The following is a 13193-nucleotide window of genomic DNA, read 5'->3' on the forward strand; positions in this document are numbered from 1 at the left end:
ATATTTCTGCCGGGTTTTTTGTTAAGAAGCGAAGTGAGGAATTTGCCCGCCTGCCGGGCAGGGCAAGGCGTAGCATTTGACGATACTTGAAGTCCCGGATCAGCCAATGTTGGCGCCGCGCCAGGCAACCCAAGTGGGTTTTGCCACCGGGGTTCTTCTGTCCTTGATCCTGCATGCTTTGGCGGCCCTGTTGCTTGTCGACGGGTTCAAAGGCCATCGGCCGACACAGCCAGTTGACACCGTCGAGGTCGAGCTGGTCGCGCCGCCCGAGATTTCTCCACAGGAACCGGCTCCGGCTGAGGAAGAAGAGGCGGCCGTTGAAGAAGAGCTGCCGCAGGAAGAGGAACTGGTGGAAGAAGAGGAGGAAACTCCTGCCGAACCGGAACCGGAAATAGAGCCGGAACCCGAACCTGCCCCTGAAGAGGTGTCAGAAGCGCGTGAACAAGTGCGGATGGTGCAGCCGGTCGAAGAATTCGGCGAAGAAGATACAGCACCTGCCGGTAGTGAAGAGGGCGAGACGCAACAGGTAGAGGCATCGCCGGAGGACATGGATCCAGAAGAGCTGCCAATTGAAGAGGCTGTGACCGAAGAAGCTGAGGCCGAGGAACTGGAGACCGCGGAAACAGAGGTGGCCGAGCCTCAAGATTTTGAAGAACCGGAAATCCAGGAGACCGAGATAACAGCCTTGCAGCCGGAAGAGCCTCAAATCGAGGAGCTGCTGGAAGAAACAGAGACGGTTGAAACGGGTGAAATAGAAACGCCGGAAGAGCAGAGCATAGAAGAAGCAGAGCCGGAAGCTGAGCTAGGGCCGCAAGAGCCTGCACCGGTCTCAGATGTTGCTGATGAGGATGTGGTCGTACCGGGTCCCTCGGATGAGACAGAAGCGGAGCCGGCTGCTGAGGAGATAGAGACAGAAAGCGGTGCTGAAGTTCCGGACGAAACCGGAGAGAGTACCGGTGAGGGCGAAACAGTCGTTGCCGGCATTCCGCGCTCTAAACCGCCAGTTCCGGCGTGGGCGGCCAGGTCCGCCCGGTCTGCCCGAGCAAGTGAGCGCAGTGGCAGTCTTGCGGGGCAACTCCGTCCGGTTTCCCGCATTTTGACCGGCGATGTTATGGTGGATTCACGCACCCGCACAGCAATGCGCGGAATGCCTCCCGGACAGCGTCTGGCCACCCTTTGCAGGACCGAGCTTGACGCACAGTTGAAAGCGTCGACGCCACCTTACCCCCCGGAGATAATACCTTCCTACAGACCGCGTGGAGGGACTGTCCTGCAGCCTAGCGGTTGGTCGGCGTTCCGAAGTTACGGACAGTGGTTCAATGTCGCATTCCGTTGTGAAACAGACACGGACGTGCGCCGAGTGGTCAGGTTCAGTTTTCGCGTCGGACAACCGGTGCCGCGATCTGAATGGGGCGCCCGCGGTTTTCCGCAATAATTGGATGTGTTATTCGCTCGGATTTTCTGGACAAATCAGTTCTCTGCTTGTCCGGTAAGTGCGTCATTACGGCGCAAAAACCATCTTGATCTTGGTCAAGCCGGGGTCAGAAACCGCATGATAGCCAGATTGGGCCATGACCCAATCAACGTCCCTCTTCGACGGGCCGGAACCCGGCAAAATGCCGTCTCCGGTCCGGTTTCCATTGCCGCTGTTTATCCTGCAGCCGATCCTGGCGCGAATTGTTCATCGTGTTGCCCGCGATGAGCCGTCCGTGTTCAATCGGCTCGGGCCACACAAACACACAAGATACATCATAGATCCGGCCAATCTGCCGTTTGTTCTGCAGCTTCATCCAGATCCCGACAATCTTGTGTTGCGGGCCTGCCCGCGCACTGCAATTCCGGATCACGAAGCGCGCATCTCAGGAAGATTCTTCGATCTCTTGCAGCTGGTCGATTGTGACCAGGACGGCGATGCGATGTTTTTTTCCCGCGGGCTCGATATTTCGGGAGACACAGAAGCGGTCGTGAGTTTGCGCAATGCGCTTGATGATCTCGATGGATCTCTGGCGGCCCGCGTTGCCGACATGTTCGGTCCTCCGGGCCGTTTGATGCTGTCAACGCTCCGGCGCGCTGCCGGATATTCTGCGCCCACCACATAAGAGGACACTATGCTGCGACCGGAGCTGATTTGCCCCGCCGGAACCCCCGCTGCTTTACGCACAGCTGCTGATGCTGGCGCGGATGCGATTTATTGCGGCTTTCAAAACGCCACCAATGCCCGGAACTTTCCGGGGCTCAATTTCACCGTCGAAGAGATGGAGCAATCGGTCGGCTATGCCCACGACAAGGGCTCCAAGGTGCTCTTGGCGATCAATACGTTCCCGCCTGCCGGAAAATTCGATCTTTGGAAAGACGCAGTCGACACGGGTGTTCGCCTCGGCGTCGACGCGTTTATCGTGGCTGATGTCGGTGTGGCGTCTTATGCCGCAGAGAAATACCCGGAAAAACGCCTGCATCTATCAGTCCAGGCTGCGGCGTCCAGTCCGGAAGCCATCCAGTATTACTGCCGCGAATTTGGCGTTAAACGCGTGGTTCTACCGCGCATCCTGACGGTTCCGGAGATCAAGGCAGTTGCGGAGGAAATTCCGTGCGAGATCGAAACCTTCATCTTCGGCAATCACGGCCTGATGGTGGAGGGCCGCTGCAGCCTGACCAATTACGTCACAGGCCTGTCGACCAACATGGACGGAGTTTGCTCGCCCGCGGCGCAGGTGAAATATGAGCGGGATGCGGAAGGAAACCTTTCCAGCAAACTGGCCGATTTCACCATCGACTGTTTCTCCTGTTCCGATAAGGCCGGTTATCCGACGATCTGCAAGGGCCGTTATCTGACCGATTGCCGGGAAGGCGGCTATTACGCCTTTGAAGAGCCGATCAGCCTCAACCTTGCGCACCTTTTGCCCGATTTGATTGGGGCGGGTGTGCATGCCTTCAAGATCGAAGGCCGGCAACGGTCCCGCGCCTATGTCAAATCCGTGGTCAGTGCCTTCCGTGAAGCCGTCGACGCGGTCCTCTCTGGCGGCGAACCGAAAATCGCCGATCTGGTGGCTCTGACGGAGGGGCAAAAACAGACCGAGGGCGCGTTCAAAACCAAGAAATGGCGATAACATCATGACACGCAGTTTGACCCTCGGGCCGATCCTGTTTCATTGGCCGGCCGAGCAGAAGCTCGATTTTTATGCGCGGATCGCCGACGAGGCGCCGGTTGATACGGTGTATTTGGGCGAAGTGATTTGTTCCAAACGTTCGCCGTTTTTTGAGCAGCATTACGATGAGGTCGCCGAGCGGCTTCAACGGGGCGGAAAGAAGGTCGTTTTTTCCTCGCTGACCGAAGTTGTTTTGAAGCGGGAGCGCAAGGCAATCGAAGGCTTCTGTGAGCTGGACGATCATGAGATCGAGATCAACAACACCTCAGCTCTCCTCAACATGGATGGCAAGGCTCACCGGGTCGGACCATTGATGAACGTCTATAATGAAATGTCCATGGCTTACCTGGCCAAGGGCGGGGCAACCCATTTCTGCCTGCCGGTTGAATTGCCAGGAACCTCCGCCAAGCTCCTGGCGGACAAGGCCGCTGAACTTGGGGCTGGCGTTGAAATGCAGGTTTATGGCCGGGCGTCCCTTGCTGTTTCGGCGCGCTGTTATCATGCTCGGGCCCATGCACGGACCAAGGACAACTGCCAGTTTGTTTGTGAAGATAATCCGGACGGCATGCCGCTGAAAACTCTGGACGGCAAACCGTTCTTGGCCGTCAATGGCATCCAGACTCTGTCGCAATCTTACCTGAACTATCTGAAAGACTTGCCGGAGCTGATGGCCGCTGGCATCACGCACTACCGGCTCTCACCCCATACCCATGACATGGTGGCCATCGCCCAGATCTTCCGGGACGTCTTAGATGACAAAGTCTCGAGCGAAGAAGCAGGCGTGCGGCTCTCCGTGGTGACCGGCTCCCTCCCGTTTTCCAACGGGTTCTGGCATGGCAAGGCAGGGCATTTGAGGGTCTGAGCAAAAACGCAGAGGACAGGCACGCCACCGGCCAGGTGCCAAATAAGGAATTAGTTGATCAGCAGATAATTGCCGATAATCCGGTCGTAGGTACCGTTTAACTTGATTTGCTCCAAGCCTTCGCGGAATGAATCAACAAGGTCCTTTGCGGTGTCCTTGTTGAACGCCATATAGGCATGGCCGCTGAGGTCGCTGATGGGCATTGTTCGCCGGACCAGCGCCGGGTCGACCCCTTCTGAGCGGAGCAATTCGACGATCACGCTGTCATCGATGACCATCAGGTCGATCCGGCCGAGCAGAAGCTTGCGCAGATTGAACCGGTCGTCTTCGACTTGAGATAGGTTTTTAAAACCTTTTTGCGTCAGGTATTCGGCCTTGGCATCCCCAAGATAGACCCCAACAGACAATGGTTTGGCGTCTTCGAGCGTCCGGACATTGATCTCGGTGTTTTCCGCCAGATGATAGAAGGACACGCCATAGGGGGCTATCTCTCCAACCCATTTGAACTTCTCTTCCCGTTCGTCCGTTCTGAGGATGGAAAAAATCAGTGTGCCCGGTGTCTTTAAGGCCATTTGATAGCTGCGTGCCCAAGGCAAAAACCGGATCGGTGCCTCCCGGCCGGTTTCTTTCAACACTGCCTGAACAACTTCCGTTCCCATGCCCTTGGCGATACCGTCTTCCAGATAATTGAAAGGCGGCAATTGCTCGGTGACAATCTCCAAGGTGTCCGCCTGTGCTGCAAAGGAAAGGAGCAGGCAGAGCCCGGCAATGATCGGAAATTTCAAAACTCTCTCCGCTTGGTTGCCCGGCTATGATTACTTGGAGTTTCTAAATGCAAGGTTGATTTGTTGTGCGAGCCTTTAGATAAGATGCTCGTTCTTTGCGCGTGTTCTGGTATCAGTTTTTGCCAAATTTGTAACATGAACCTGATCATTGGGGCGTTCTTTAGAAAAGCCGACAATAAAATATCAGTTCACCAGCAAGTAACGCATCAAGATCTGATCAAAGAGACCGTTTTCCTTGATTGTCACCAAACCTTCCTTAAAGGTCTTTACCAGCTCAGGGTCAGAGGCTTTGTTAAAGGCCATGTAGAGCTGTCCGCTAAGTTCCTTGATCGGCATAACTTTTTTGAGCTGCTTCGGATCGATGCCCTCATCCTTTAACAGCGGGCCAATGACGCTGTCGTCTATTGCGATCATGTCGAGGCGTCCCAGCATGAGTTTTCTAAGATTTAGCCGGTCGTCATCTGTCGTCTGAAGATTTTCAAATCCATGTTCAATCAAAGCGGCTTCCTTGGCATCCCCTCGATAAACGCCGACATAAAGAAACCTGGCATCGGAAAGGGAATGCAGCTCCATCGGCGGTGCGTCCGCGCGTTGATAAAGTGCGGCCCCAAAGGGTGCTATTGTCCCGATCCACGCAAATAGATCCTCCCGCTTGGGTGTCCGGGCGATCGAATAAACGAGCGTATTGGGTTTTGTTAGGGCGGTCTGATACGCCCGCGCCCAGGGCATAAACTGAATGTCGGACGTGTGCCCGGTTTCCTCAAGCACCGCTTGAACCACTTCAGTCGATAGGCCGCGGGCCTGGCCTTCCTCCAGATAACTGTAAGGCGGGAGATGCTCAGTAACGATCGAGATCTGTTCCGCAGCTGCGGACAGAGTCATGAACGTCAACAAAATGATGGGTATGATCGTTTTCAAGGTGCACAAGCCCAGAATTCAAATTATATCATTCGCTTCTCTGATCTTTTATTTTATATGTATATCGATAAATATTTCCAATTATTTTAAATAACTTTAGATGGGTGCTGATAAGTTGTGCAACTTTTGCTGATTTCTTTCTTTGTCGTGACCCTTACGTAGATGGAGACGTCCGTTGAAGGTTGGCGGCGTTTAGGCTCTACCATGTGTCGTGCCAGAGCATGAAAACAGTCGCAATCCTGATGCTTTGGGAGCGTTAGTTTGGATTATGGCTATTGTGATGAGGCATCGTAAACCACAGGTGTCACACGGACTTGTCATGTGTGGCCCGGACCGGCACACTTTGAAATACATAAAATCCCAACCTGTTGAGTTCCAATGGCAAACAAACAGTCACAGCTTTTGATCGACACCTATTTCGCGGCCTTCAATGCAGGCGATACCCACAAGATGGAGGATCTGGTTGCGGATGATGTGATCCACGATGTCAATCAGGGGGAACGGCGCACGGGCAAGGACAAATTCTGGTCCTTCAACGTTCACATGGCCAAATGCTACAAGGAGCGGCTCACAGATATCGAGCTGTTCGTCAATGACGCGGGCACGCGCGCTGCTGCCGAGTTCATTGTTCACGGCACATACATTGCGACCGATGAAGGTCTGCCGGAAGCTGACGGCCAAACCTACAACCTGCCGGCCGGCAGTTTTTTTGAAATCAAAGACGGCAAGATCGCCCGCATCACCACCTATTACAATTTGAAAGACTGGATCGATCAAGTTGGTGGGGCTGCTGAGAATTAATCGGTTTCTGACCTTTTTAGTCTTGGGCTGGATTGGCTGCCAAATTCTGCAAATTCCTTGTTCCCTGAGCTCAGCTTAGCTTTTGTCATTCCACCGGATGTTAGTTTTGGGGTGCGTGCGCTCCAAATTGAGGTGTTGACGGATCTAAAATTTCGATATAACTAGAGATGTAGTTATATTAACTTGATGATCAGCGGAGACGATCACATGGTGCTGGAAGAAGCTGCGCAAGGCTTTGCCGCGCTGGGCTCGGAGGCCCGGCTGCAGGTATTGCTTACGTTGGTGCGGGCAGGGCGGTCTGGATTGAGTGTCGGCGACATTCAATCGCGCACAAGTATGGCCGCCTCAACACTCGCCCATCACTTAAAATTCTTGGCGTCCGCCGGATTAATCCGCCAGGAAAAGGACGGCCGGACGGTGATCAATCAGGCCCAGTTCGAGCACCTTGAAGCACTGGCCGGTTACATCTTGAAAGAATGTTGCGCAGACGAAAATGGAACGGCCGCTGCTGACGGCATAAGGAGTGCAGCCAATGACTGATGTTGTAGATCTACAAGAGACATCCTCCAGCTGTTGTTCCGGTGCCAACAGCAGCGAGCCACCGTCTAACTCCAAACTCAAGGCCGGTCTTCAATTCCTGCGCAAACATGTCTTGTCGACATGGGCGATTGTTATCGGGGTGCCGCTTCTGGTGTTGCTGCTGGATCAGCCGCAATTCTGGAATGTTGTCACGTTCGCAATCAAAGCCTTTGGCGGAACAGCGCCTTACATAGCCTTTGCCGTTCTGCTGATTGCCTGGCTGAAAGCTGCAGGTGCCGAAGCCTATATCGGCAAAGCCTTTGAAGGACGGGAGGCCCAGGCAATTGTTCTGGCCGCTATGTTTGGCGGGTTGGCACCGTTCTGTTCCTGCGAAGTAATTCCATTTGTCGCTGGGCTTTTGGCGGTTGGCGCGCCGATCTCAGCGATCATGGCCTTCTGGCTGTCATCGCCGTTGATCGATCCGCCCACTCTCTTGATCACAGCGGGTGCGCTTGGCTGGAACTTTGCCATAGGTAAAGCCGTCTTTGCGGTGGCGCTGGGCTTGTTTGGTGGTGTTATTGTGGCTCTAATCAGCCGGACCGGGGGGTTCAAAACTCCGGCGCGTGCGGCCTCGATTTCCGGCTGTGGCTGTGGTGCATCTCCCAAAACCGGCCGCCCGGTCTGGTCTTTCTGGAAAGAAGCCGAGCGCAGCAGCACTTTCGGCACTGAGCTTAAGAGTAATGCGCTGTTTCTCGTCAAATGGCTGGCGCTGGCTTATGTCCTGGAAGCTTTGCTGGTGACATATGTCCCAGCCGATCTGATCGCCGGTGTGGTCGGTGGCAACGGTCTTGGGTCAATCGTGATTTCCGCGCTTGTCGGCATGCCGGCCTACCTCAACAGCTATGTGGCACCGCCGCTGCTGGCTGGCTTGATGGAGCAGGGCATGAGTTCTGGCGCTGCCATGGCCTTCATGATCGCCGGTGCGGTCAGCTCCATCCCGGCCATGGCAGCTGTCTGGTCGCTGGTCAAACCGACGGTCTTTGCAACTTATCTCGGCCTTGGGTTTGTCGGGGCGGTGTTGTCTGGCCTGATCTTTCAAGCGGTTGTGTGAGGCAACTCATGACAGTTTTGGTAACTGTGCGTGTTGATACATCCAAGAACACCGGGGCCAGCTTGCTGGTCCCGGTTGGGATATCAACACCGCACCAAACACCGGTGTCCTTTGACGTCAAAGGCGGGACGTGGCGCCTTGCTGGTGAAAGTGCAACCGGCCAGATGGCGGCTGTCATAACACCGCTCGGAGATGGGCCTGTGGTCCTGGACTACCTGTTTCAAAACGGAGGAGCCCAGTATCCGGAAACCATGTTTGTACCGCGACAGACCCGCTTCACACGGGCGGCAGATGCCTTGGTGGAAGACATTCGGAGCCTGGTGGATGGTACTGAAAACGGCCATACGCTGATCGAGAAAATCGTCAATGCGGTTGCGGAGAAGTTCACCTATGGCCATCCAGTAATCCGCTTCAATGATGGCTTCGAGGAAATCCCGTATCTCTCCTGTGGTCTCACAGAAGGCTCCTGCGTCGACATCAACACCTATCTGATCGCATGTTTAAGAGCAGCAGGTATCGAGGCGGGGTACGTCTACGGTTACTTCTTTCCGGAAGAGAAAAACGGTTCCTGCGACGACGGTCATTGCTGGGTGGTCACGCGTCACGATGGTGAGGTGAGGGAATGGGACATTGCCCATCACCTGAAACTGGGCACTCGCGAGATTTGTTGTGGTCTCAATCCTAAACCCGGGCAAAGGGTCGCCGTTGCTCACTCCATGGGACTGAGTTTTCCGGCGCTGGGTATTGTCGAGACCAAACTGCTCGGCGAACCGGCATGGGCCGGCGCGGACGGCACTCTTCGCAAGGCCGAGCTTGATATTCGCTGTGAACAAGACGGCGAAGCCGCCGTGGCATAACGAGCTGTCCCGGCCTCCGGGCCGGGACCGGGCCGTAGCTGGTCCCGGATCTGTTCTGGGACAGCGCGAGCAAGGTGGTCTAGCGGTGGTTTCGCCTCAACCTCTTTTCCGGCTGAACACCATTTTCTGCCCAGCCAGTTTCTCCTGAGGCCCTATCCAAGCATACGCAAGAAGGGCCGGTTCCAGCTTCGACACTGTGATCCGGTGGGCGTGTTCTGGTGGGTTGAAAATCATTGAGCCAGGTGAATATACGCCCTGGTGATTTTCTGAAACCGCGCCGGAAAGACAGATGTAACTTTCCGAGATTCCATCGTGGGAGTGCGCCGGATAGGTGCAGTTGGGTGCAAACAACACCAGCCCCAGAATGACTTCGGTGGTCAGGATCGGTCCGTTCGGTCCGCAGATCTCGGCATAAGCATATTTTTTGTCGAGCCCGCGCGGCACCTTCTCGTAGCCATATTGCCAGATCAAGTGGTCCTGAACGGATTCAATGGCTCGGATCAAGGTGGCCGTGCGTTCCAACCGGCCTTCGTCCAGCGCCCGCTTTAGGTGGGCCGTCACCGGTTTTTGTGCAGGCGCATCGAAGCGGATCTCTGCATTGGATTTGATAACCCGGGAGATCGCTTCGCGCACACCGCGCTGGTGCGCGCGGATCCGGTCACTGCCGCCAGAAGACAGAAACCGGTAGACTTCATAATACTCCCGCAAGAGGTATCCCCAGTCGGGGTAATCCGATAGGCGCCGGTTGGCCAATGTTTCCGGTTCGGTGTTTTCTGCTTCCAGCAAGGTCAGCGCTCCTCCTGCCCACAAGTGACTGGCCAGTGTCTCTGGATCGCAAGGTAGACGGTTTTTCCCTTGCGGCAATCGCAATCGCATATCCGGCATGTGTTCTTTTGGGAAAATCACATGTTGCGCAGGCGCTTGTGATCGCTAATCTGCGGGCCGCAATCTTAGGAAATCTCTCATGTCAGTCATTGTTGTTGGCGCCGGTATTTCGGGCCTTTCCACCGCCTGGGCACTCACCAAAAGGGGCGTGCCAGTTACCCTTTTGGAGCAGGGGCCGATTCCCAATCCGCTCAGCGCCTCCGGTGATCAGCACCGCATTATCCGCCGGGCCTATGGCGGGCAGGGCGGCTATCAGCGCCGGATCGGAGATGCTTATGCGGCCTGGGATGAGATGTGGGCGGATCTCGGGGAAAAACACTTGGCAGAAACCGGGTTTTTGCTGTTGTCCCAGCAAGTGGGAGATGGCGGTGATGAGTACCGCAGCGGCTTGATTGAAGGTGGCTATCCGGTTGATGACATGAGCGCTCAAGAAACTGCTGAGCGCTATCCGTTTATCGATCCAAAAACCATTCGTTGGGGTGCCTACAGTGAGGAAGGCGGGGTGCTGCTTTGCCAGAGAATTGCCGGTGGGCTGCGTGATTGGCTTCGGTCCAAGGGCGCGGTAGTGCGCGAAAACTGCTGTGTTGCCTCCGTTGATACGGCTGCAGGCTCAGTCACTCTTGCCGATGGGGCTGTTTTGGCCGGCAATCATGTCATCGTCACGGCAGGGGCCTGGACGCTTGGTCTTTTCCCGAATTTCCAAAAAAGCCTGACCACCTACAGGACCGCTGTTGTCTACCTGACCCCGCCGGAGGATCTGGCAGCGTCCTGGGCTAGCGCTCCGGCGATCCTTGATCCGGGCGGAACCATCGATGGTTATGTTTTGCCTCCGGTCCCTGGGACGGGTTTGAAATTCGGAGCAGGGATTCACAAATACAAAGCCAGCCCGGATCAGGACCGGGTCGCGAAACCTGGCGAAGGCGAGACTCTGCGCAACTACTTTTCACCACCCATTGGCCGGATTGAGGAGTATAAGGTCGACGATGTTGTTACCTGCGCCTACACCTTCACCGCTGATGAACACTTCTTCTGTTTGAGTGAAGACAAGGCTACCATTGTCTCCGCTTGCTCCGGCCATGGTTATAAATTCGGCGCCGTTGTGGGCCAGAAGCTTGCGGAGGGTTTTCTGGCCAAGGATATGGACGCTGCCCGCATTTGGCTGGAAGCGCGAGACTAACATCACTCAGTGAGTATCTGCCAGAATATAGGAACAATTGAGAGCGGTTTAGCAATGACACTCCAGATCCGGCGGTTGACCGGCGAAGATTTGAAATTGGCGTTGGGCGGGTTGGCTCACTTGCGAATTTCGGTCTTTCGGGCCTGGCCCTATCTCTATGAGGGGACTGAAGACTACGAAACGAAGTATCTTCAACGCTATGCGGAGACTGAAGGCGCGGTGATCGTCGGCGCTTATGACGGGGACCGTTTGATCGGTGCGGCCACGGGGGAGCCGCTCGGGAGTGAATTTGAAGCCTTTCAGGCACCTTTGAAGGCTAAGGGATTCGATCCGGATAAGATCTTTTACATGGCCGAATCTGTCCTGGATCCGGCCTATCGCGGACGGGGGATCGGACACCGGTTTTTTGACGAACGGGAAGCACATGCGAAGGTCCTTGGATTTGAGGAGGCAGTCTTTTGTGCTGTGATCCGTCCGGAGAGCCATTCGCTTAAACCAGCAGAATACCAGCCACTTGATCCGTTTTGGGTCAAACGGGGCTATTCTAAGTTAAACGGGGTCACCGTGACTTTCCCCTGGCTGGATGTTGGTGAGACCGAAGAAACCGAAAAACCGATGCAGGTTTGGCACCGCCGGTTCTAGGGTTCAGACCAATAAATGAGATTGACTTTAGCCAGCTGCGTCAAAGCATTCGGCCGGGCCAAAGCCCGCTCATCATGCTCTTCCTGTCAGTCTGGTGTCATTTAAACGCCAAGCAAGCCTCATTCGTGGGTCTGAACCCTAGTTTTAGCGCGTTCCACTATTGTCGTGGGCGCCTTCACCCATATGTCTGAAGGTGGTGATCGCGAGTAGTATTTGGTCGTGATCCCGATCCAACGGAAAGAGATGTAGATGGGGAAGGCCGTTCATGGGCGAAACACCGGATCAACCCGTTTCCTTGACCTGGGATCCAAGAGTGGTTCGCGACTGGCTGTTGGAAGAGGGTCGTTTTTCCGAAGATCTGCATGCACTTACGCAAGCATTGGGGGACCGGCTTCTGGCAGCCGGAGCGCCGGTTTGGCGGTTGCGGCTTGCAATGCGCACGCTTCATCCATTGATGACCGCTATCGGCTCGGCCTGGGAAAAAGAACCAGGGGGCGATGAAAGGGTACAGTCCCCGCATGGGCTCGAGCAACGCCCCTCCTATATCGGCAGTCCTATGGAGAGCATCTCCAAAACGGGAAAACCCTTCCGCCGCCGGTTAACTGACACCTTGGGAGATGAAGATCATCGTATACTTCATGAGCTGAAAGCCCGTGGCGCAACCGACTATCTTGGGATCCCACTCCGCCTGGCAGGTGGCGCTGGCGCAGTTTTTGTGGTCACGAGTGATGCGGAAGGTGGATTGGCAGATGCTGATGTCTTGGCGTTTGAACGAGTCTGCTCCGCGGTGACACCAATCGTTGAAGTTTTTCGGTACCGTGACACCTCAGCTGCTATCGCAGAGGCCTATCTTGGTAAACGGACCGGCCAACGGGTTCTGGATGGCCAGATCACACGTGGCGATATTGAGAATATTCAAGCCGCAATCCTTGTAAGCGACATTCGGGACTGGACAGGAATGAACATGCGTCTTCCAGCGGAAGATGCGCTGGCGTGTGCCAATCGTTACTTTGAAGTGATTGCTGAGGCAGTGGAATCACATGGCGGGGAAATCTTGAAATTTCTCGGCGACGGCGTGCTGGCAATCTTTCCGACACAAGGCGGTGACGCCGATGACCTTGTTGTGTGTAGCAATGCGCTTGCCGCTGCGAAGACAGCTTTACTGCGGGCGGACGAGATCGATCCGCCTCTCGAATTGAAGTTTGGTATTGGCCTTCATTACGGAGACGTTCTTTATGGCAACATCGGGTCCGCAACGCGGATCGATTTCACGGTTCTTGGATCGGCGGTGAACATTGCTGCGCGTTTGGAGGGACTGTGCCGTCAGTTGGATCGGCAAGTCCTGTTTACGAATGAAGTGGCTGAGCGGCTCCCGTATTCCGTGGAGGCAATGGGGCTAGTTGACTTGAAAGGTGTCGAAAGGCCCATTCAGGCCTGCAGTTTTTTGTGAGAGTATTTCGAATGTAGTAAAATATGATACTTTTACTTAT

14 protein-coding genes are annotated in these 13193 nt (G+C 55.2%); 11 read left to right on the forward strand and 3 right to left on the reverse strand.

Translation table 11 applies throughout. The features are described from left to right. Positions 1-76: 76 nt before the first annotated feature. The 4 genes from FJ695_RS12100 to FJ695_RS12115 all read left to right on the forward strand — a co-directional run bounded on the left by FJ695_RS12100 (position 77) and on the right by FJ695_RS12115 (position 4008). Complete coding sequence (locus FJ695_RS12100; protein WP_141185690.1) at positions 77-1435, forward strand: DUF930 domain-containing protein; 1359 nt, start codon at positions 77-79, stop codon at positions 1433-1435. Between the two features lie 136 nt (positions 1436-1571). Continuing rightward, positions 1572-2099, forward strand: coding sequence for an SCP2 domain-containing protein (locus tag FJ695_RS12105; protein ID WP_209011017.1), 528 nt, complete (start codon positions 1572-1574; stop codon positions 2097-2099). Positions 2100-2108: 9 nt separating this feature from the next. Further along, positions 2109-3107 (forward strand): peptidase U32 family protein, encoded by a 999-nt coding sequence (locus FJ695_RS12110; RefSeq protein ID WP_141185691.1) that lies wholly within the window; start codon positions 2109-2111, stop codon positions 3105-3107. A 4-nt stretch (positions 3108-3111) separates the two neighbouring features. Continuing rightward, positions 3112-4008, forward strand: a complete 897-nt coding sequence (locus FJ695_RS12115) for a U32 family peptidase (protein ID WP_141185692.1) — start codon at positions 3112-3114, stop codon at positions 4006-4008. 50 nt (positions 4009-4058) lie between these two features. On the opposite strand, the gene FJ695_RS12120 is transcribed toward FJ695_RS12115, so the two are convergent. Together FJ695_RS12120 and FJ695_RS12125 are read right to left on the reverse strand one after the other, a co-directional pair. Next, positions 4059-4793, reverse strand: a complete 735-nt coding sequence (locus FJ695_RS12120; RefSeq protein ID WP_141185693.1) for an ABC transporter substrate-binding protein — start codon at positions 4791-4793, stop codon at positions 4059-4061. Between the two features lie 183 nt (positions 4794-4976). Next, positions 4977-5675, reverse strand: coding sequence for an ABC transporter substrate-binding protein (locus FJ695_RS12125; protein ID WP_209011018.1), 699 nt, complete (start codon positions 5673-5675; stop codon positions 4977-4979). A gap of 414 nt (positions 5676-6089) precedes the next feature. Between FJ695_RS12125 and FJ695_RS12130 the strand changes: the two genes are divergently transcribed. From FJ695_RS12130 to FJ695_RS12145, 4 genes are all read left to right on the forward strand, one after another. After that, on the forward strand, positions 6090-6512 hold the full coding sequence (locus tag FJ695_RS12130) for a ketosteroid isomerase-related protein (protein WP_141185694.1): 423 nt from the start codon (positions 6090-6092) through the stop codon (positions 6510-6512). 207 nt (positions 6513-6719) lie between these two features. Beyond that, the gene (locus tag FJ695_RS12135; protein WP_141185695.1) at positions 6720-7052 is read left to right on the forward strand and encodes a helix-turn-helix transcriptional regulator; all 333 of its coding nucleotides are present in this window, start codon (positions 6720-6722) and stop codon (positions 7050-7052) included. Then, positions 7045-8142, forward strand: a complete 1098-nt coding sequence (locus FJ695_RS12140) for a permease (RefSeq protein WP_141185696.1) — start codon at positions 7045-7047, stop codon at positions 8140-8142. The genes FJ695_RS12135 and FJ695_RS12140 overlap by 8 nt, the downstream gene beginning before the upstream one ends. Positions 8143-8150: 8 nt before the next feature. After that, complete coding sequence (locus FJ695_RS12145; protein WP_141185697.1) at positions 8151-8999, forward strand: transglutaminase family protein; 849 nt, start codon at positions 8151-8153, stop codon at positions 8997-8999. 96 nt (positions 9000-9095) lie between these two features. Here FJ695_RS12145 and FJ695_RS12150 read toward each other — a convergent pair whose 3' ends face one another. After that, a complete protein-coding gene (locus FJ695_RS12150) occupies positions 9096-9884 on the reverse strand; it encodes a dimethylsulfonioproprionate lyase family protein (RefSeq protein ID WP_209011019.1) in 789 nt (262 codons plus the stop codon). Positions 9885-9963: 79 nt separating this feature from the next. Here FJ695_RS12150 and FJ695_RS12155 point away from each other — a divergent pair, with 79 nt between their 5' ends. The 3 genes from FJ695_RS12155 (at position 9964) to FJ695_RS12165 (ending at position 13153) form a co-directional block, all read left to right on the forward strand. Continuing rightward, a complete protein-coding gene (locus tag FJ695_RS12155; RefSeq protein ID WP_141185698.1) occupies positions 9964-11061 on the forward strand; it encodes an FAD-binding oxidoreductase in 1098 nt (365 codons plus the stop codon). 54 nt (positions 11062-11115) lie between these two features. Beyond that, positions 11116-11703 carry a GNAT family N-acetyltransferase gene (locus FJ695_RS12160; RefSeq protein WP_141185699.1) on the forward strand — a complete coding sequence of 196 codons (588 nt, stop codon included), beginning with the start codon at positions 11116-11118 and terminating at the stop codon, positions 11701-11703. Between the two features lie 265 nt (positions 11704-11968). Then, on the forward strand, positions 11969-13153 hold the full coding sequence (locus tag FJ695_RS12165) for an adenylate/guanylate cyclase domain-containing protein (protein ID WP_141185700.1): 1185 nt from the start codon (positions 11969-11971) through the stop codon (positions 13151-13153). The last annotated feature ends 40 nt before the right edge of the window (positions 13154-13193 follow it).

It is taken from the genome of Labrenzia sp. PHM005 (assembly GCF_006517275.1).
Classification (GTDB): domain Bacteria; phylum Pseudomonadota; class Alphaproteobacteria; order Rhizobiales; family Stappiaceae; genus Roseibium.

Excerpts from the sequence above, each read along its gene's own strand:
- FJ695_RS12105 (WP_209011017.1), top strand. The coding sequence starts at position 1,572 with ATGACCCAATCAACGTCCCTCTTCGACGGGCCGGAACCCGGCAAAATG.
- FJ695_RS12110 (WP_141185691.1), top strand. The coding sequence starts at position 2,109 with ATGCTGCGACCGGAGCTGATTTGCCCCGCCGGAACCCCCGCTGCTTTA.
- FJ695_RS12115 (WP_141185692.1), top strand. The coding sequence starts at position 3,112 with ATGACACGCAGTTTGACCCTCGGGCCGATCCTGTTTCATTGGCCGGCC.
- FJ695_RS12125 (WP_209011018.1), bottom strand. The coding sequence starts at position 5,675 with ATGACTCTGTCCGCAGCTGCGGAACAGATCTCGATCGTTACTGAGCAT.
- FJ695_RS12130 (WP_141185694.1), top strand. The coding sequence starts at position 6,090 with ATGGCAAACAAACAGTCACAGCTTTTGATCGACACCTATTTCGCGGCC.
- FJ695_RS12135 (WP_141185695.1), top strand. The coding sequence starts at position 6,720 with ATGGTGCTGGAAGAAGCTGCGCAAGGCTTTGCCGCGCTGGGCTCGGAG.
- FJ695_RS12140 (WP_141185696.1), top strand. The coding sequence starts at position 7,045 with ATGACTGATGTTGTAGATCTACAAGAGACATCCTCCAGCTGTTGTTCC.
- FJ695_RS12145 (WP_141185697.1), top strand. The coding sequence starts at position 8,151 with ATGACAGTTTTGGTAACTGTGCGTGTTGATACATCCAAGAACACCGGG.
- FJ695_RS12150 (WP_209011019.1), bottom strand. The coding sequence starts at position 9,884 with ATGCCGGATATGCGATTGCGATTGCCGCAAGGGAAAAACCGTCTACCT.
- FJ695_RS12155 (WP_141185698.1), top strand. The coding sequence starts at position 9,964 with ATGTCAGTCATTGTTGTTGGCGCCGGTATTTCGGGCCTTTCCACCGCC.
- FJ695_RS12160 (WP_141185699.1), top strand. The coding sequence starts at position 11,116 with ATGACACTCCAGATCCGGCGGTTGACCGGCGAAGATTTGAAATTGGCG.
- FJ695_RS12165 (WP_141185700.1), top strand. The coding sequence starts at position 11,969 with ATGGGCGAAACACCGGATCAACCCGTTTCCTTGACCTGGGATCCAAGA.